This window comes from Halobacillus ihumii (genome assembly GCF_902726645.1).
Taxonomy (GTDB): Bacteria; Bacillota; Bacilli; order Bacillales; family Halobacillaceae; genus Halobacillus_A; species Halobacillus_A ihumii.
The window spans coordinates 126,428-144,465 of the sequence record NZ_CACVAO010000001.1; the positions used below are offsets into that span (position 1 = coordinate 126,428).

Below are 18,038 nucleotides of genomic sequence, written 5' to 3' on the forward strand. Positions count from 1 at the left end.
TGTATGTTGATGAAAAAATTCATCCAAGCAGATAATTTTTTTCAAAAAAAATTAAAAACGGCCCGCTTAGGAGCCGTTATAGGATAATCGCAATCATTCCGCCAGATCCTTCATTGATGATTCTCTCTAGTGTATCTTTCAATTTGTACCTGGCATTTTCTGGCATAAGTGAAAGTTTTGCTTGAATCCCTTCTCTTACGATAGAGCTTAGAGATCTTCCAAAAATATCCGAATTCCAAATGGAAAGTGGATCTTCTTCAAAGTCCTGCATTAAATAACGAACAAGTTCTTCACTTTGTTTCTCTGTGCCTATAATCGGAGAGAACTCTGATTGTACATCCACTTTAACCATATGGATCGATGGAGCTACCGCTTTTAGCCTGACACCAAATCTTGAGCCTTGTCTAATGATTTCCGGTTCATCCAAGGCCATGTCCTCAAGGGTTGGTGCTGCGATTCCATATCCTGTCTGTTTAACCATTTGCAACGCATCTGCAACTTGATCGTATTCTCGCTTTGCATGCGCAAAGTCCTGCATAATTTCAAGAAGGTGGTCTTTTCCTCTAATTTCTTCTCCAACGATCTCTTTCAATACATGATCATATAAGTGTTCAGGGGCCTGCAAATCAATTTCTGCAACGCCTTCACCCAGATCCATCCCTGAAATATGGGCGCCCGTAATATGCTCATACTGGTCAAAATTTCCGATAACATGATCAACATCACGGAGCCGTTTAATATCCTGTACAGTCTCTTCAATCGCATTTTGTAAATTATTCCGAAGCCAGTGTCTGGAATCAAGTACCATCACCCAGCTAGGTAAATTGACGTTCACCTCTAGAACAGGGAATTCAAACAAGGCTTCACGAAGTACGTTCTGCACATCCTGCTCACGCATGCTTTCCACAGATAAGGCGAGTACTGGGATGTCATATTTCTCAGCCAGTTCCTGTCTGAGTCTTTCTGTGCTTTCATGATGAGGCTGTGCCGAGTTTACGACCATAATAAACGGCTTACCAACTTCACGAAGCTCCTCAACGATCTTTTCCTCTGAGGCGATGTAATCTTCACGGGCAATTTCCCCGATTGTTCCATCCGTTGTGACAGCCACTCCGATCGTAGAGTGCTCCTGAATTACTTTATGTGTACCAATTTCTGCTGCTTCATGAAAAGGTATAGCCTCTTCGTACCATGGTGTATGAACCATTCTAGGTCCATGTTCATCCTCATAGCCAACTGCTCCATCTACCGCATAGCCCACACAGTCTACCATTCTTACTCGAATGTCTAAGTGTTCATCGATATTAATTGTGGCAGCCTGATTAGGTACAAATTTAGGCTCTGTTGTCATAATTGTTTTACCGGCCGCACTCTGAGGAAGTTCATCCAGAGCTCGCTCTCTTTCCGATTCTTCTTCCATATTTGGGATGACTACAAGTTCCATGAATTTTTTTATAAACGTCGATTTTCCTGTGCGTACAGCACCGACTACCCCTAAATAAATATCTCCATTCGTCCGTTTGGAAATATCGCTAAAGATATCTACCTTCTCCAAAGGATCCCCTCCCAGATAATATTTCACCTCATACAAGCCTGGACACTCTCATTCTATGACTGGTTGCTATCGGATTATGCCAGATATTTTAGAAGTTATCTATATTTATTAGATGGAGGGGCGAATCATGCACAATTGATTAAGCTTGTGATAAACAAATTCACTTTTCCATGAAACGAATCTCGCAGTCATATAAAAGAAGCTGGGACGAATTTGAATTAAACATAAAGTAACCCGAACTATTTTATCAAAATTAGTTCGGGTTATTTGTGTGTCAAGAAAGGACTTTCTACCATCGCTGCGTCAAAACACTTCGCTTTCCGCGGCCCTCGCGCGTAGTGGGGTCGTTCGGTGTTGGCACATGCCCCACACGATGTGGGGTAGTTCGGCGTTGAAACAGGACGTTTCGATTTTAGCCGAACTTCCTCTTTCCCCGTTTTTAACCGAACATCCTCTAAAAGACGATCTTCCTCAGGCTGTCGCCTTACGGGATCTCACCATGTACTTTAGTCCCGCAGGAGTCTCCGCATTTTGACTACGCTAATTATCCGCGTTTATACTATTCAATTTTATTGTTCGATTTTTGGCATCATTGCTTTATATATGTCCCAGCCTCTTTAAGAAAATTATGATGGAAGTTGAGACATAAAGATAGGCTCGCCATTTTTTATGGTATATGGTTCAGAATAGGCCGGAGCAAATGGGGCATAATCTGTAAGTAAATATCGGATGTCGTCCCCTGTAGTATAGTTGTGATCTTTATTACGTATATATTCATACAAATCTTTTCTATAATCAATGAAGAGTTTTCCACGCTCATTAATGTAAATCGGCAGCATCTGTTGAGAATAAGGGCTATCTACGGCAGGCGGTTCGTCAAGCCCCAATGCTTCATAATCCAAGCTATAGACTCCCTTTGCAATCTGTTCCTTAAAGGGCGGGTATTTATGTTCTTGCTGATAAAACCGAACCTTTGTTTTCAATGAACGAATAGCTTCTGATGTTCGCAAATCAACCAATTTCACTGTTGGATTCTCTTCAGGAGTGATCAATGTGTATTCATAGTTACCTCCATTGATAAATGCGGTTCCAGGTGCCTCACCGATCAGGCCTTTTTGCTGAAGTTTGCTAAAGTCTATCGGATACTTTAAGAAGATAGGAGTATCCTGGTCTTTAGTTTTAATCGGCAACAATCCTGATTCCTGCTTTTTGTACTGGTCAACAGCTTTTTGAATCGCATTTAATTGCGCCTGATTGGGCATCTGATTCTTCTCTAGCTTTGAATCTGGATATAAACAGCCTGTTAATAAAAAAGCGATTAGAGGTATTATCATCAACTTTAAAATATTCATATGGTTGACCTCCTTATTACCATTATGTCGTTGGACCACTAAATACAATATACATAATTACAATTCCGCCAAAAATCATAAATAAGTAGGCGAAAATTCCAGTAATTATAGAAAACAGCCCTTTAGACTTGTAGCGACTTATGTAAATCAGTCCTATTGCAATAAATAAAGAAAGTATTCCAGCGAACGATATGTACATCTTTAACATGGATAAAGACATGCTATTTCCTCCTATACTCATAAGCACTCTGAGGTATTATATCATAGGTTATCCATCGAGCGTAGACAAAAAAAATCCGGAGCTTTTAAAAGCTCCGGCACGACTAAATAATTCCCCATTTAGCTCTTTCATAATAAAAGCTACGGGTTATTGTATGCGTCTTAGCAAGGGACCGCCTCCTAAAAGCGCCTACATATTACTATCCTTTTAAAAATTTACTAAGCGTATTCATATCCAGAGGCATATTTTGCTTAACAATTGCCTCCACAATTTTGTCTTCTTTTTGTTTTGAAACAGGCTTACCAGCAATAGATGATAACTGCTTGACTAATTGGCGGACTGTTTTTTCATCAGTAAAGTCAGCATGCTTTACAGAGTCCGCCACTTTATAAACATCATCGGGGTTGATGTTTGCTTTCTTTTGCAAATGATCAAAGATATTCTTCTGAAAACCGCTCATTATTTTGACCTCCTCGTGCAATTGTTTCTTGGTAGTATATGCACGAGAAGAGCGATGTGTTAGTTATTCATTTGATCATCTAGAATATTTGTTAAGTCCTCCATTTCACGACGTCGAATTCGAGTCATTAGCTGAGTCACGACATCTTTGGGATCAGCTTCTTCAAATAAGACACTGTAAATCCCAGTTGTTATCGGCATATCTACATTCTGTGTTTTGGAAAGCTGAAAAGCTGCTTTCGTTGTGCGAACTCCTTCTACAACCATGCCCATATCCTCAAGTACTTGATCCAGATTGGCTCCCTGGCCAAGTTTATAACCAGCTCGCCAATTTCGACTGTGAGAACTTGTACACGTTACGATCAAATCGCCAATTCCTGTCAGTCCTGAGAAAGTTAGAGGATTTGCACCCATAGAGGTTCCTAGTCTTGCAATTTCGGCTAGGCCCCTCGTAATTAAAGCTGCTTTAGCATTATCTCCAAATCCGAGACCATCAGAAATACCGGCACCCAGTGCAATGATATTCTTTAACGCTCCGCCGAGCTCAACACCGACCAAATCCGGTGACGTGTAAACTCTGAACTGTTCATTAATAAATAAATCCTGCACTGTGGAAGCAATGTTCAAGTCTTTAGCAGAAACCGTTACTGTAGTCGGGTGTTTTAAACTTACTTCCTCTGCATGGCTTGGACCAGAAAGGACAACAATATCATGATACAACTCTGCTGGAATTTCTTCTGATATAACTTCAGACACACGCTTATACGTCTCCGGTTCTATTCCTTTCGATGCGTGGGTAATCGTTACTTTTTGGGATAGATGAGGAATAAGCTGTTGACACACTTCACGCATTGCTTTCGTTGGTACAACAAGAATAATGTGTTTTGCATCAGACGTCACCGCAGCTAGATCCGAATATGCAGTAATATTCTCTGGAATCGTGATATCCTTTAAATATCGTTCATTTCTATGAGTCCTGTTAATTTCATCAGCATGATCCTCGCGATGTGTCCAAAGATGAACCTCATGGCCATTATCTGCTAACACGAGGGCCAGCGCTGTTCCCCAGCTTCCTGCTCCTAATACAGCAACCTTTTCCATGATTACATTCTCCTCCCGAAATTATTTAACTTCTCCTTCTAGCAAAAATCTTTATAGGTGTTCCTTCGAATCCAAATGCTTCACGAATTCGATTTTCAAGAAATCGTTCATAGGTGAAGTGCATCAATTCCGGATCATTTACAAATACCACAAAACTCGGCGGTTTTACAGCTACCTGTGTAGCATAGAAAATTTTAAGTTTTTGTCCCTTGATCGATGGGGTCGGATTCATGGCCAGTGCATCCATAATGACTTCATTTAAAATACTGGATTGAACCCGTTTAGCATGATTTTCGCTTGCTTCAAGTACTCTAGGTAATAAAGTATGTGTCCGCTTTTTGGTTTTAGCGGAAAGAAATACAATTTGAGCATAATCCAGAAATCTAAAGTTTGAACGGATATCATCTTCAAATTCTTTCATCGTTTTTTCGTCTGTTTCAACGGTATCCCATTTATTCACAACAATTACCACTGCTTTACCAGCTTCGTGAGCATAGCCGGCAATTTTTTTATCCTGCTCCTGGATGCCTGCCTCTGCATCAATCAATGATAAAACCACATCTGATCTTTCAATTGCTTTTAACGCACGAATTATACTGTATTTTTCAGTAGCCTCATAAATTTTACCCCGTTTACGCATTCCCGCTGTATCAATGATCACGAAGTCTTTTCCGTCTTTCGTAAATGGTGTGTCAATCGCATCTCGAGTCGTTCCTGCTATCTTACTTACGATAACACGATCTTGACCTAGCAAAGAATTCACTAAAGAGGACTTGCCTACATTCGGCCTGCCGATTACACTAAATCGGATAATGTCCTCATCTTCTTCTGTTTGATTGAGTTCAGGGAAGTGTTTAACCGCCGCATCCAGCAGATCACCTAAACCTAATCCATGGGTACCCGAGATCGGAAATGGCTCTCCAAACCCTAAAGAATAGAATTCATAAATATTTTCCCGCATTTCAGGATTATCAACCTTATTTACCGCCAGCACAACTGGTTTATTAGATTTAAATAAAAGTTTGGCTACTTCTTCATCAGCGCCAGTAATGCCATCTCTGCCATTAACCATAAAAATAATAACATCAGCCTCATCAATAGCAACTTGAGCCTGAGCCCTCATCTGTACAAGCAGAGGCTCATCTCCTAGTTCAATTCCACCTGTATCAATAAGATTAAAGTTTGTAGTTAACCATTCAGCCTCAGCATATATCCGATCACGGGTAACACCCGGCGTATCTTCTACAATTGAAATTCGGTCTCCCACCAGTCGATTAAAAATAGTTGATTTCCCGACATTAGGTCGTCCGACAATTGCGATAACTGATTTTCTCATGAAAGGATCATCCTTTCTTTCATCCAAGTTAATTTTAATATGACTTATTTCTTACAAAAAAATACTGCTCTTTAATGGAGAAGCCCTTTTAGCTTCCAGCCATAAGAACAGCAGACAACATCTAACTTTATTATAGTAGCAAATTCTTAATAAATATACAATTGCTTTCTTACCATTTGCACTGAGGATGAACGGTTGTTTATGCATAAATTCTGCGTTTATTACGCTGTTGACGTTTTAGTTTTACTAATGATCGTTTGATTTGGTAGATCCCCTGTAAGAGAAATAGCAATATAATCCCTTTTCCTATTAATAGATTCATTTCAATTAAATTCATATAGTCAGAGGTCTGATAGTAAGTCAAAACTAAAGTAGACCATAAGGTTCCTAAGGTATTCACTAATACCCACAAACCTACCTGGCTATAGAAAGGGAACCCCAGCTTATGAACAATATAAATAACCCCGACAAGCAGCCACTGTATAGCTGGGAAAAGCGACCATACAGGATTAACTAAGAAAAACAGCTGAACTCCAGCACATAATAGACTAAATGAAAAGGGTAAAGCATGATACCAAAATTTCTTTTGTTCAATCCAGAATATAAGTCCAAACAGAGAAAGCACCCCTAGTAAGGTATAGGTGGAGACATCATGATTATTATTCAGATGAGAAAAACTGATCATTTGAAACGCAATGAACACCATAAGTACATCTCGCTTTATGGAGTTTCGATTTAGAAAAAAGTATGCAAGGATCATTAAAAACCATGCATACCAGTAGTAAGCAACCGCCATATCCCTCTCCTCCTATATCCCTAGTATGGCGGCAAATCTTCATCAGTAAACGTAAATCACCCCTTAAGTTTTGGGCTTCTCTGCTCTAACCAATCTTTCGCTTTTCCTGTTGTCACGTGAGGCTTACCTCGTAAACTGCTAATTTCTGAAGCCCCTAACAGCATCATGGCCATTTTTAACTCTCTCGTTATAAAACGAATATCTGAAACGACAGCTTGTTCACCTTGCTCAATAAGAGTACGAAGTAAAGAACCAGCCATTCCAAACGCATTCGCTCCGAGGACTAAGGCTTTAGCACCGTCCAGCCCATTGCGAATTCCACCAGAAGCCAATATGTGAAGGTCCTTAGAAGTAGAGGTGGCCTCTATTAACGATATGGGAGTAGGAATTCCCCAATTCTCAAACGAACTCAAAGGCTTCTCACGCCGCATGTTTTCAACGCGTGAGAAGTTTGTCCCTCCTCTTCCTCCAACATCTATATATGTAACCCCTAATGAGCTAAGATGCTCAACTGTTTCCTTGCTCATCCCATAGCCTACTTCTTTTATAATCACAGGAATTTGAAGGGAACGAACAATTTTTTCAATATTTATTGAACGTTTCGTAAAATCACGATCACCTTCCGGCATAATTAATTCCTGTAATGTATTCACGTGAATTTGTAATGCGTCAGCCTTAATCATATCCACTGCATCTAATGCTTGTTCTACTGATGCCTCACTGCCTACATTTGCTAAAATTACCCCATTAGGATTCTCTTTTCGTACGATTTCAAAGCTCGGTCGTTCTATTTTATCTTTAATCGCAGCCATTTGAGAACCAACCGCCATGCCGATGCCTGTTTGAGCTGAGACCCGTGCCAGGCTTTGGTTAATCTCTATCGTTTTCTTTCCGCCTCCACCCGTCATCGCGTTAATAAAAAGAGGGGAACTTAAGTTAAGTTCCCCTACTTTCGTACTTAAATCGAGATGCTCCCAATGTAAATCGGTCAGGCTTTGATGAATTAATTCAATATCATCAAAATGATTATATGCATCTCTTTTATGACTGAGTGCGTGACGTATATGGTCAAGTTTTCTTTGTGATCTTGACATATCAATCACCATCCACTATTTTTTATATTTGTCTAATTGATCACCGATCATATCGCTAAGAGAGAAGCCTGAACTGTCTTCTTCTTTCTGATATTGTTTAATCTCTTCGCGGCTTTGGTCTCGTTCAAGTTCTTTCATACTTAATGAAAGGCGTTTAGCACCGCCGTCCACATCAAGTACTTTAACTTTTACAGTCTGTCCTTCTTCAAGAACTTCCCCAGGTGTACCAATATGGCGGTTAGAAATTTGAGAAATATGCACTAAACCTTCTACCCCTGGAAGCACCTCAACAAATGCTCCGAAGCTAACAAGTCTTCTTACAGTTCCTTCGAGCACTTCTCCCTGATTGACACGCTCCTCAATGTCATGCCAAGGACCAGGCTGTGTAGCTTTTAAAGATAGTGAAATCCTTTCATTATCTCGATCTACCGAAAGAACCTTTACATTGACAGTTTGCCCTTCTTCGACAACATCTGAAGATTTCTCCACATGTTCATGGGAAAGTTGAGAGATATGCACAAGTCCATCAATACCTCCCAGATTGACAAAGGCACCAAAATCCGTCAGTCTTTGAACCGTTCCTTCGATAACTTGTCCTTCCTCAAGGGACTGCAGTACTTCCTGTTTTCTGGAAGACTCTTCTGCTTCAACTACAGCACGGTGAGAAAGAATGACACGATTTTGTTCGCGGTCAAGTTCAACCACTTTCAAACTAAGATTTCTTCCTTTATAATCTTCGAAATCTTCCACGTAATACGTCTCTACTAAGGAAGCTGGGATGAAGCCACGGAGACCAATATCCACGACTAGTCCACCTTTAACGACGTCTTTCACTTCTGCTTCGAAGATTTCTCCGCTTTCAAACTTAGCTTCAAGTTCCTGCCAAGCCTGATCTGCATCTACCGCTCTTTTTGATAGAACGATTTCATCATCTTCTACTTTTTTAACCTGCAGAGTTAACTCGTCTCCTTCGTGTACTACGTCGGAAGCCTTTTCTACATGCAAGCTGGATAATTCACTGATGGGAACAATTCCTTCCACTTTATATCCAACATCTACAAGGACTTGTTTTTCTTCAATCTTCACGACCTTACCAGTCACGATATCCCCTGCAGAAAATTCTTTCATTCCTGATACTTCATGGTTCATTTCATCCATACCAAGCTACCTCCTTCAATTTCCGACACAACCAAAATACAGAAATGCCCTTTTGTCTAACTTCTAATATTTGGAGCAGTTTGTCAAGTGATTATGCTTTTTTACGATGAAATTCATGCAATTGTCTGATTTCTTCCATTATTCGATCTGTAACGACTTTAGCAGATGCTTTTTGCTCACGATATTCAGTCATATCAATCGGTTTCCCGTACACCACTTTAAGCGGTTTGAATTTCTGATAAGGTCCAATGATGGCACAAGGAACAATTTCAGCATTAGATCTTAGCGCAAAGAAACCCGCTCCTGCCAGCCCTTCTCCTACTACACCATTACTCTGTCTGGATCCTTCTGGAAACAGACCAAGGGTATGGTTATCTTTTAGAATCTCCAGACCTTTTCTTAGAGCATTTCGGTCGCGCATTCCGCGTTTGATCGGAAAAGCATTTACGCTTTTTAGCAGTTTTTCGAGAAAACGGTTTTTAAATAGTTCTTCTTTTGCTAAAAAATAAACATTACGACTGTTTGTAATCCCAACAACAGGAGGATCAAAGTTAGAAATATGATTCGAACAAATGATTACAGGCCCATCCTTAGGTATATTTTTTTTGCCGACTACTTTGATTCGATACAAAGGAAAGAAAACGAGACTACAGACTAATTTCCCTAATTTATACAAATTCACACTTTATCCCTCCCTGATTTGCTTTTTCTTTACAATCATAACGATTTGGCTGACAACCTCGTCGATTGTCAGCGAAGTCGTATCAACTTCAATCGCATCCTCTGCTTTCACTAATGGAGCTGTCTCTCGTTTTGAATCAATTTCATCACGTTTTCTAATCTCCATTTTTAACTGTTCCAAATCAGAAGTAAAACCTTTCTCAAGGTTTTCTTTATGACGGCGTTCAGCCCTTTCCTCTACAGAAGCAACCATAAATATCTTCACCTCTGCATCTGGAATTACATGTGTTCCGATATCGCGGCCGTCCATTACCACTCCGCGCTCCTCTACTAGTTCTTGTTGTCTCTTCACCATTTCTTCACGAACTTCACGATGTTTGGCGACGATAGAAACCTGACTAGTTACTTCGTTTGTCCGAATATCGAGGGAAACATCCTGACCGTCCATCATCACATGTTGGCCGTCACGCTTTTGAATGAGCTCTATATCTGTAGTTTTTAATAAATCAGCCAACTCAATTTCTTCTTCAAGGTCTGCTTCTAGTCGTATTGCCTTAAGTGTTAACGAACGATACATCGCTCCTGTATCTATGTAAATGTACGATAATTGATGCGCCACTCGTTTCGCTACAGTACTTTTTCCTGCTGCTGCCGGCCCATCAATTGCTATTGCTAAAGGTAAATCAGATTTCATAAAATTTTTCCTCCATCTTCTCAGTGCCACATACGAAAGCGCACCTACTTAGAAGAAAGCGCGCTTGTATCTAACGTATTAATTGCTTGCTATATACGTAAATCACTTTATTTATTCCTTTAAAGAATAACAAAAAACTACACGGAATTCCATTATAATGTGACTAATTTACCGTTCGTCTTTTCATATACATCTGCTGCTCATAACAATACTGAATAATTGCTTGGCGATGCTTTTCAGAAATGTTTATAAACTCAATCGAAACACTGTTCTGCCTGCCCTTAGATGCCCCGACTCTTATAACCTTTCCCTTCGTTTCAATATATCGGTACTGCCCGGAACTCATGGCTAAGACCAAGGTAACGTTAAGGACCTGACCTGGTAAAAGACTATGGCGCCCCGAAGGTATGATAGCAGCCCCGCCTCCACTGATATCCTGAGTAACGGTAGTGAAACTGTTCATCGGCTTATCCCCTGTTTGGATGGCCGTATCAACGGATGCATCTACTCTTACGTATTTTCTTCTCTGGATTCGTTCAAGGTGGTCAATATCAGGGGACGTCAATACGAGCACAGGTATATTTACAAGCTTTCTTGCCACTACTTCCGTTTCAAACCGGTAAACCGAGCTGTCTTCCCCCACGAAGCTAGCGTAAAATTCAGTTCCCTCAAAGAAGAACCCGGTTTTCCCGGAGTCCATTTTTACAGGATAATCAATATAAATAAAATTTTTTTCTTTATCAACAAGTTTACACTTGTACCTTTCCGGTTCGTTTTGACTTCGTTTATACAATTCCAATGTGATGGGGGTCCCCACTTTCATAATACCCATCCCTCTCCTCAGCGTGACTTTAGTATTACATATATTATCGCAAAACTTCCTTCAAAAAGGAAGATAACAGGGGATAAAAGAATTAGTTAATGATTTCATATATTTCATAAGAACCTTATCAAAACTAAATATAAAAATAGAGAGCTGCTTCATGAAATGCCCCAAACTTCCGTACGTATCAAAAATTTGGGGTACATTTCATTTTTGTGCAGCCCTCTTCTTAAAGAGAAGTTTTAAATTTAGGTTCAACGGAATGGAGAATTTCTACTTTCTCCTCAGTTCCATCCCATGCGTTAATAAAAATCCGATAGGTTTCGTTATCCATAGTTGTCATAAACTCATAACAAAGCACTTGTTCTTCCGCTTCATTTTCGATCACGGATAAGTGTTGTTCACGAATTTCCAGATTTGGATTTACTTTTTCTCGTGCTTCCTCTTCGGAAATCGCTGGTTCTTTTAATGCGTCATCATCGTGGTGGCTATAATAATCGATAGCTGTGAGTCCAAGCAAATCTCCGTTATCGAGTGCTACTTTTACCCTAACAGAGTCAGGGTAATGACGAATACCGTCTTTGCTGTAGACAAATCGATAGACACCCACATGCTCATACTGATTACTTTCAACCAATTCTACGTCAGTTAAGTTAATCCGTTTTAAATACGACTTGGCTTTCTCAGATCCTTTATACAGGCTGATCTTAGGCTCTTTTACCTTCCGGCTGATCATAACTGTTAATGGATGACCGCCTTTTTTCGTTATATCAATGTAGCCATTTGTATCACCTTTTTGGTAAGAAGCTGTAAACGTATCGATATTTGCGCCTTTACCACTACTGGTTAGCGTTAAATCCGACTTGTTTACACCTTTCAACCATTTAGTTGCAATATCTCTGGCTTGTTCCTTGTTAATCTTTTCACCTTTAATTTTATTTAATTCCTTTTCTGAACCAGTTGAAACAATACCGGTTTGCATATTGGTTTCGTGATACCCTTCCATAGATTTCTCAACAGTTTTAAACCCATTGATTATCGTATTATCACCATTTTCATCACTTGTTGCTAAAGCCAGCTGTACATCCATCCAGCGCAGATTCTCGCTCAATACCATACTTTGAACCTGTCGGAGTTCTTTTTTAATTTCACCTGATTGTTTATAAAGAGCTTCAAGACCCTTTAGTTCTTCATCCGTAAGAGGTTTTTTTTCTAAATCCCTTACAGCCGTATTGTACGAAAAATCTCCTATATTAGCTAAAAACTCTTCAGTCTTATTAAAGGGAAGCAATGTTAAAGGGAGCTGCCCTACATTTGATTTAGCTTCAGATGTAAGCCTCCAAATCTCTGCCAATTGCGGGGAAATTTGAGCTCTCGTATTCATAGCCAACGTAGCACCTATTTTGTCATGCAGCAAATCCATGTCATAGGTAAGCTCATGAAAGGCTCGTTGATAATTGTTCTCTGCCTGTAAAAGTACGGCATTTTTCTCTTGATGTTCTTTGTATCCAAAAACTCCGAGACCGATTATCGTGATTGCTAACACAGTTATTGTAATCCAGCGAAACATATTCCCACCTCCTATTTACATACAGAATATATGTTTTCCAATTCGCTTAATCTGCGGTCGTGACCATATCCAATCGGATGTAGCTGTATTCGGGTTAAAATAATACAAAGCCCCGCCTGAAGGATCCCAGCCATTTATGGCATCCAGGACAGCACGTTTTGATGTTTCATCCGGCGTTAACCAAATTTGACCGTCACTAACAGCTGTGAAAGCACGCGGTTCAAAAATTACTCCTGAAATCGAGTTGGGAAACGATGCACTTTCCACTCGATTTAAGATCACTGCTGCAACAGCCACTTGTCCGACATATGGTTCACCTCGCGCTTCACCGTGAACAGCATTTGCCATCAGCTGGATATCGTTCTGTGAATAACCACTTGGAACATTAACCGCGGTTGGTTCCTGCGGAGGAGATGCCGGCTGTTGTTGTTGCTGTTGTGACTGTTGTTCTTGCGAAGGCTGTTCTGTCTGTTGTTTATTAGGTACACCTCCATAATGTGTGAAGTCGTTACCTTGACGGATTTGCTTCTTAACATACCCTTTATCATATTCACTGGCTTCTACTAATTTTTCTTTGACCTTAGGACCAGCCAGGCCATCCACTTTCATTCCAAATTCGTATTGAAAGTTGCGAAGAGCCCAATACGTTCCCCACCCAAACACTCCGTCAATCTCTCCATTGTAAAACCCCAGATATTGCAAACGAGCCTGCAATTCAATCACATCATCGCCCACAGCACCGTGTTGAATGACTTGATTGGAAAAGGCATGAACTGGTTTAATATGATTCAACTCAGTAAATGGTTGAATGAATAATACAAACATTAAACAAAACAACAATGTATTCTTCCAAATCATCTTGCTTCCACCCCTGACCATTACATATATTTGTAGCGTTAGTTTTTATCAAAGTTGCTACTTTATACATGTGAAAGCTATTCCTGTAAGATAGGTTGATGGTAAATAAAAAAGCCCCCTTTAATGAAAAAGGAGACTACTCATTTTTATACGGATGAATAAGCTGCTCATGATGCTTGTTTGCTATTTTGATTTTTTGCACACCAATTAACCAGAGGATAATCATGAAAGGAATTACATAGTAAAGCCATTCATTTGAAACAACGAAGTAACCATAGAAACTATGCAGTAAAAAGGGAATGAGAAAAGCTAAAAAGATATGTAACTTACGGTGTTCGGACGAAAACTTTGCCTTTCCCATATAGTACCCCATCAACACACCAAACAGTGCATGGGAAGAAACGGGGAATAAAGCACGGAAGAAAGCAAATTCAATCCCATTTGCAAATAAATAAATAATATTTTCCAGCGTAGCAAATCCTAGACTAATCGCGACGCCATAAATAATTCCATCATAATGATGGTCAAATGAAGTATGATAAAAAATAACGAACATAAAAACAAACCATTTAAAAAATTCTTCTAACAGCCCGGCTAAGAAGAGTGATTTTAATAGTGGTGTTTGAAATAAGCCTTCACTTTCGAAAGCATATTGAATAAACAGCAGCGGAAATACAAGGAGTGCACCAAATATAAACATACGTATAATTAGAGGCAAGGGCTCAAGTTCTATCCGCTTGCTTAAATAAATAAAGGTCATAAGTGCAATAGCCGGAGCAATCGCCACGGTAAGTATGGCCATAATCCATCCGCCCTCTCTTTCTTTCCCACTTAATTCATCGTATCATGAAGAAGTAGGAAAAGGAATAAGAAACGAGTAGGCAGGTGATAACGTATGAAACGGATTTTAATCATTCATACAGGTGGAACAATTTCGATGAAAGAAAATAAAGAAACAGGTGAAGTTAATACGGATGGTAATCATCCTTTAGAAGAGATTTCTTCTTTTTTGTCGGGAACAACAATTATTGAAGATGAATTCTTGTTTCATCTTCCATCTCCCCACATTCGTCCAGATCACATGTTAATGCTTGGCCGGTTTATTCATGAGAAACTGGCAAAAGATAGGTTTGATGGAATTGTGATTACACACGGGACCGACACTTTAGAAGAAACCGCCTATTTTCTTGATTTGTTTTTGCAAACAAAAAAACCAATCATTGTGACAGGGGCGATGCGTTCCAGTAATGAAATTGGTTCAGACGGGCTTTATAATTTATTAACGGCTATCCGCGTTGCGAGTTGTGATGAGGCCCAGGACAAAGGTGTATTAGTTGTCATGAACGATGAAATCCATACTGCACGTAATGTAACAAAAACATCTACGAGTAACGTGGCAACTTTTCAAAGTCCTCAATATGGGCCTATCGGTATTACTACAAAGCGGGATGTTTTTTTTCATCATAAAACAACCAGTCATGACTCTTATCCCATTCAGCAAATAAGCAAAAAGGTCTCCTTGATTAAAGCTTATGCTGGCATGGATGGGATATTAATTGACGCGGCACGAACAGGTGGCATTGATGGAATGGTCATTGAAGCATTAGGACAAGGAAATCTGCCTCCGGAAACAGTCGAGGCTATTAAGGAAACAATACAGGCAGGAATTCCTATTGTCCTTGTCTCTAGATGCTATCAAGGTATCGTTCAGGACACTTATAGCTATGAAGGCGGCGGGAGACAACTTAGGGAAATGGGAGTTATCTTTGCAAATGGCCTTACTGGACCGAAAGCCAGAATCAAGCTGATGGTGGCATTGGAAATGACAAACAACCCAATCGAATTATCCCCGATGTTCAGTTATTAAAAACCAGTGAATAGCATGATTTACAATAAAAACAGGGTCATGGAATATATCCACGACCCTGTTTTTATTTTTGAGTGATATTTTGTGCGATCTGACCGCCATGAAAACGTCCATTCTCGATGAATATTTTATTATTATTGAAACCTGCTGCTATCACGCCTGCTATATAAATACCAGGTACATTCGTCTCCATTGTATGTTCATTGAATGATGGGCGTCCTGATCCTTCATTGATCGCTACTCCCATGCTTGTTAGGAAGTCATTATCTGGACGATACCCAGTCATAGCAAAGACAAAGTCATTCTTGATGCATTTCTCTGTCCCATGACATTCATATTTGACTTCTTTGTTGTTAATCTCTAAGACATTTGCACAGAATTCCATGTGAACAATTCCTTTTCGGACAAGTGCCTCAAATTGAGGAAGAATCCATGGCTTAATACTTTTTGAATAATCTTCCCCACGATAAAGCACCGACACCTTTGCTCCTGCCTTTACTAGCTCAAGAGCCGCATCTGCAGCAGAGTTCTTCCCGCCTATGATGGCGACGTCTTTATCGTAATAAGGATGGGCCTCTTTGAAGTAATGCTTGACTTTGTCAAGCTCTTCTCCCTTTACATTCATATAATTTGGCTGATCGTAATACCCTGTAGCCACAATAACGTATTCAGCGAAGTATTCTACTGTTTCCCCAGTATTTTTAGCTGTACAAAGTTGAAAACCTTTCCCTGTCTTCTGAACTGATGTTACTTTTTCAAATGAATTTATACGTAATTGTTTACGCTCTGCTACTGCTCTGTAATAGGAAAGAGCTTCGTTCCGTACAGGTTTTTGACGTTCCGTAATGAATGGAATCTCGCCAATTTCAAGCTTTTCACTCGAACTAAAAAATGTTTGATGGGTAGGGTAGTGATATATGGAATTGACTACATTTTCCTTTTCAATCAGTAACGGGTCAATCCCCTGTTTTTTTAGTTCTATGGCTGCGCTCATTCCACAGGGTCCAGCCCCGATAATAATTACCTTTTCTTGTAACACACTTGTCACTCCTCTTTCCTTGCCTGCAAATGAAAATCTCCTACCATATGAATGATAGGAGATTTAACAAATGGAATCAACTTATATCCATCCACGGAACCTAGAAGCCTCAGCCATTTTACGTACGCCAACCATGTAGGCGGCAAGTCTCATGTCCACCCTGCGGTTTTCTGCGGTTCGAAAAACATTATCAAAGCCCTTAATGATTACTTTATGAAGCTTTTCTTCTACTTCTTCTTCCGTCCAATAGTAGCCCTGGTTATTTTGAACCCATTCAAAATAGGAAACCGTAACTCCGCCTGCTGATGCAAGGACATCTGGAACGAGAAGTATGCCTCTATCAGAAAGTATTTTAGTTGCTTCAAGTGTCGTTGGTCCATTGGCAGCTTCAACAACGATTGTTGCTTTTATGCTATTGGCATTTTTCTCTGTAATCTGATTCTCAATCGCTGCCGGAACGAGGATATCACAATCAAGTTCAAGTAATTCTTCATTAGTGATGGTGTTTTTAAACAAATTGGTAACGGTCCCGAAACTATCACGACGATCAAGTAAGTAATCAATATCTAATCCATCCGGATCATGCAATCCACCGTAGGCATCAGAAATACCAATGACTTTAGCTCCTTTGTCATGCATGAACTTAGCAAGAAAACTACCGGCATTTCCGAAGCCCTGCACTACAACTCGCGCGCCTTCTACATCGATTCCTTTTTTCTTTGCTGCTTCTTCAATACAAATGGTAACCCCTTTGGCAGTTGCCGTTTCCCTGCCGTGTGATCCACCTAACACGATTGGTTTCCCTGTAATAAATCCAGGATTGTTAAATTCGTCAATTCGGCTGTATTCGTCCATCATCCAAGCCATAATTTGCGAATTTGTAAATACGTCTGGTGCAGGTATATCTTTAGTCGGTCCAACGATTTGACTGATAGCCCGCACATATCCCCGACTGATTCCTTCGAGTTCCCTGAAAGACATTTCTCGTGGATCACAGACAATTCCTCCTTTACCACCGCCATAAGGTAAATCAACAATTCCTGCTTTTAAACTCATCCAAATTGATAGTGCTTTTACTTCTTTCTCTGTGACATTCGGATGAAAGCGAACCCCGCCCTTAGTTGGCCCGACAGCGTCATTATGCTGGGCTCGATAACCAGTAAAAATCTTTATCGAATCATCATCCATCCGCACAGGAATTCGGACTGCCATCATGCGAACAGGTTCTTTTAAAAGATCATAGACTTCATTTGGATACCCTAGTTTATCAAGTGCTTTTTTTACCACTGTCTGAGTGGAATTTAATACATCAAATTGATCGTTCTCGGCTACCATGCATTTACCTCCTATATCAAACCATTCACTTTACGGTCATCTTTCAGTCAATAGTATACACCTTACGCACTATTATGCAAAGCAAATATGGCTCATTTCA

The 18,038-nt window shown here is 40.0% G+C and carries 18 protein-coding genes; 1 reads left to right on the plus strand and 17 read right to left on the minus strand.

What is annotated here, in order from left to right:
• Positions 1–76: 76 nt before the first annotated feature.
• The 15 genes from spoIVA to prsW form a co-directional block, all read right to left on the minus strand.
• Entirely contained in the window at positions 77–1,555 is a 1,479-nt protein-coding gene (spoIVA, locus tag G6R08_RS00695) for a stage IV sporulation protein A (protein WP_163526236.1), read from the minus strand.
• Positions 1,556–2,181: 626 nt separating this feature from the next.
• Positions 2,182–2,907 (minus strand): hypothetical protein, encoded by a 726-nt coding sequence (locus G6R08_RS00700; protein ID WP_163526237.1) that lies wholly within the window; start codon positions 2,905–2,907, stop codon positions 2,182–2,184.
• A 22-nt stretch (positions 2,908–2,929) separates the two neighbouring features.
• Positions 2,930–3,127 (minus strand): DUF2768 domain-containing protein, encoded by a 198-nt coding sequence (locus G6R08_RS00705; RefSeq protein WP_163526238.1) that lies wholly within the window; start codon positions 3,125–3,127, stop codon positions 2,930–2,932.
• A 199-nt stretch (positions 3,128–3,326) separates the two neighbouring features.
• Complete coding sequence (locus tag G6R08_RS00710; RefSeq protein ID WP_079530138.1) at positions 3,327–3,587, minus strand: stage VI sporulation protein F; 261 nt, start codon at positions 3,585–3,587, stop codon at positions 3,327–3,329.
• A gap of 59 nt (positions 3,588–3,646) precedes the next feature.
• On the minus strand, positions 3,647–4,687 hold the full coding sequence (locus tag G6R08_RS00715; RefSeq protein WP_163526239.1) for an NAD(P)H-dependent glycerol-3-phosphate dehydrogenase: 1,041 nt from the start codon (positions 4,685–4,687) through the stop codon (positions 3,647–3,649).
• A 25-nt stretch (positions 4,688–4,712) separates the two neighbouring features.
• On the minus strand, positions 4,713–6,023 hold the full coding sequence (gene der / locus G6R08_RS00720) for a ribosome biogenesis GTPase Der (protein WP_163526240.1): 1,311 nt from the start codon (positions 6,021–6,023) through the stop codon (positions 4,713–4,715).
• Positions 6,024–6,222: 199 nt separating this feature from the next.
• Entirely contained in the window at positions 6,223–6,819 is a 597-nt protein-coding gene (locus tag G6R08_RS00725) for a YphA family membrane protein (RefSeq protein ID WP_163526241.1), read from the minus strand.
• Positions 6,820–6,875: 56 nt separating this feature from the next.
• Complete coding sequence (gene fni / locus G6R08_RS00730; RefSeq protein ID WP_163526242.1) at positions 6,876–7,913, minus strand: type 2 isopentenyl-diphosphate Delta-isomerase; 1,038 nt, start codon at positions 7,911–7,913, stop codon at positions 6,876–6,878.
• A gap of 15 nt (positions 7,914–7,928) precedes the next feature.
• On the minus strand, positions 7,929–9,071 hold the full coding sequence (gene rpsA / locus G6R08_RS00735) for a 30S ribosomal protein S1 (RefSeq protein ID WP_163526243.1): 1,143 nt from the start codon (positions 9,069–9,071) through the stop codon (positions 7,929–7,931).
• 91 nt (positions 9,072–9,162) lie between these two features.
• On the minus strand, positions 9,163–9,753 hold the full coding sequence (locus G6R08_RS00740; RefSeq protein ID WP_163526244.1) for a lysophospholipid acyltransferase family protein: 591 nt from the start codon (positions 9,751–9,753) through the stop codon (positions 9,163–9,165).
• A 3-nt stretch (positions 9,754–9,756) separates the two neighbouring features.
• On the minus strand, positions 9,757–10,446 hold the full coding sequence (gene cmk / locus G6R08_RS00745) for a (d)CMP kinase (RefSeq protein WP_163526245.1): 690 nt from the start codon (positions 10,444–10,446) through the stop codon (positions 9,757–9,759).
• A 163-nt stretch (positions 10,447–10,609) separates the two neighbouring features.
• Positions 10,610–11,269 (minus strand): flagellar brake protein, encoded by a 660-nt coding sequence (locus G6R08_RS00750; protein WP_205439379.1) that lies wholly within the window; start codon positions 11,267–11,269, stop codon positions 10,610–10,612.
• A gap of 229 nt (positions 11,270–11,498) precedes the next feature.
• The gene (ypeB, locus tag G6R08_RS00755) at positions 11,499–12,839 is read right to left on the minus strand and encodes a germination protein YpeB (protein WP_163526247.1); all 1,341 of its coding nucleotides are present in this window, start codon (positions 12,837–12,839) and stop codon (positions 11,499–11,501) included.
• Positions 12,840–12,854: 15 nt separating this feature from the next.
• Entirely contained in the window at positions 12,855–13,697 is an 843-nt protein-coding gene (gene sleB / locus G6R08_RS00760) for a spore cortex-lytic enzyme (RefSeq protein WP_163526248.1), read from the minus strand.
• Positions 13,698–13,833: 136 nt separating this feature from the next.
• A complete protein-coding gene (gene prsW / locus G6R08_RS00765) occupies positions 13,834–14,499 on the minus strand; it encodes a glutamic-type intramembrane protease PrsW (protein WP_163526249.1) in 666 nt (221 codons plus the stop codon).
• 93 nt (positions 14,500–14,592) lie between these two features.
• Between prsW and G6R08_RS00770 the strand changes: the two genes are divergently transcribed.
• Positions 14,593–15,564 carry an asparaginase gene (locus G6R08_RS00770; RefSeq protein WP_163526250.1) on the plus strand — a complete coding sequence of 324 codons (972 nt, stop codon included), beginning with the start codon at positions 14,593–14,595 and terminating at the stop codon, positions 15,562–15,564.
• Between the two features lie 64 nt (positions 15,565–15,628).
• On the opposite strand, the gene G6R08_RS00775 is transcribed toward G6R08_RS00770, so the two are convergent.
• Positions 15,629–16,603 carry a YpdA family putative bacillithiol disulfide reductase gene (locus tag G6R08_RS00775; RefSeq protein ID WP_163526251.1) on the minus strand — a complete coding sequence of 325 codons (975 nt, stop codon included), beginning with the start codon at positions 16,601–16,603 and terminating at the stop codon, positions 15,629–15,631.
• A gap of 81 nt (positions 16,604–16,684) precedes the next feature.
• On the minus strand, positions 16,685–17,938 hold the full coding sequence (locus G6R08_RS00780; protein WP_163526252.1) for a Glu/Leu/Phe/Val family dehydrogenase: 1,254 nt from the start codon (positions 17,936–17,938) through the stop codon (positions 16,685–16,687).
• Positions 17,939–18,038 lie beyond the last annotated feature (100 nt).

What these genes read in the sequence shown, in the direction of transcription:
- G6R08_RS00700 (WP_163526237.1), bottom strand. Translation starts at nt 2,907, where the DNA reads ATGAATATTTTAAAGTTGATGATAATACCTCTAATCGCTTTTTTATTA.
- G6R08_RS00705 (WP_163526238.1), bottom strand. Translation starts at nt 3,127, where the DNA reads ATGTCTTTATCCATGTTAAAGATGTACATATCGTTCGCTGGAATACTT.
- G6R08_RS00710 (WP_079530138.1), bottom strand. Translation starts at nt 3,587, where the DNA reads ATGAGCGGTTTTCAGAAGAATATCTTTGATCATTTGCAAAAGAAAGCA.
- G6R08_RS00715 (WP_163526239.1), bottom strand. Translation starts at nt 4,687, where the DNA reads ATGGAAAAGGTTGCTGTATTAGGAGCAGGAAGCTGGGGAACAGCGCTG.
- der (WP_163526240.1), bottom strand. Translation starts at nt 6,023, where the DNA reads ATGAGAAAATCAGTTATCGCAATTGTCGGACGACCTAATGTCGGGAAA.
- G6R08_RS00725 (WP_163526241.1), bottom strand. Translation starts at nt 6,819, where the DNA reads ATGGCGGTTGCTTACTACTGGTATGCATGGTTTTTAATGATCCTTGCA.
- fni (WP_163526242.1), bottom strand. Translation starts at nt 7,913, where the DNA reads ATGTCAAGATCACAAAGAAAACTTGACCATATACGTCACGCACTCAGT.
- rpsA (WP_163526243.1), bottom strand. Translation starts at nt 9,071, where the DNA reads ATGGATGAAATGAACCATGAAGTATCAGGAATGAAAGAATTTTCTGCA.
- cmk (WP_163526245.1), bottom strand. Translation starts at nt 10,446, where the DNA reads ATGAAATCTGATTTACCTTTAGCAATAGCAATTGATGGGCCGGCAGCA.
- G6R08_RS00750 (WP_205439379.1), bottom strand. Translation starts at nt 11,269, where the DNA reads ATGAAAGTGGGGACCCCCATCACATTGGAATTGTATAAACGAAGTCAA.
- ypeB (WP_163526247.1), bottom strand. Translation starts at nt 12,839, where the DNA reads ATGTTTCGCTGGATTACAATAACTGTGTTAGCAATCACGATAATCGGT.
- sleB (WP_163526248.1), bottom strand. Translation starts at nt 13,697, where the DNA reads ATGATTTGGAAGAATACATTGTTGTTTTGTTTAATGTTTGTATTATTC.
- prsW (WP_163526249.1), bottom strand. Translation starts at nt 14,499, where the DNA reads ATGGCCATACTTACCGTGGCGATTGCTCCGGCTATTGCACTTATGACC.
- G6R08_RS00770 (WP_163526250.1), top strand. Translation starts at nt 14,593, where the DNA reads ATGAAACGGATTTTAATCATTCATACAGGTGGAACAATTTCGATGAAA.
- G6R08_RS00780 (WP_163526252.1), bottom strand. Translation starts at nt 17,938, where the DNA reads ATGGTAGCCGAGAACGATCAATTTGATGTATTAAATTCCACTCAGACA.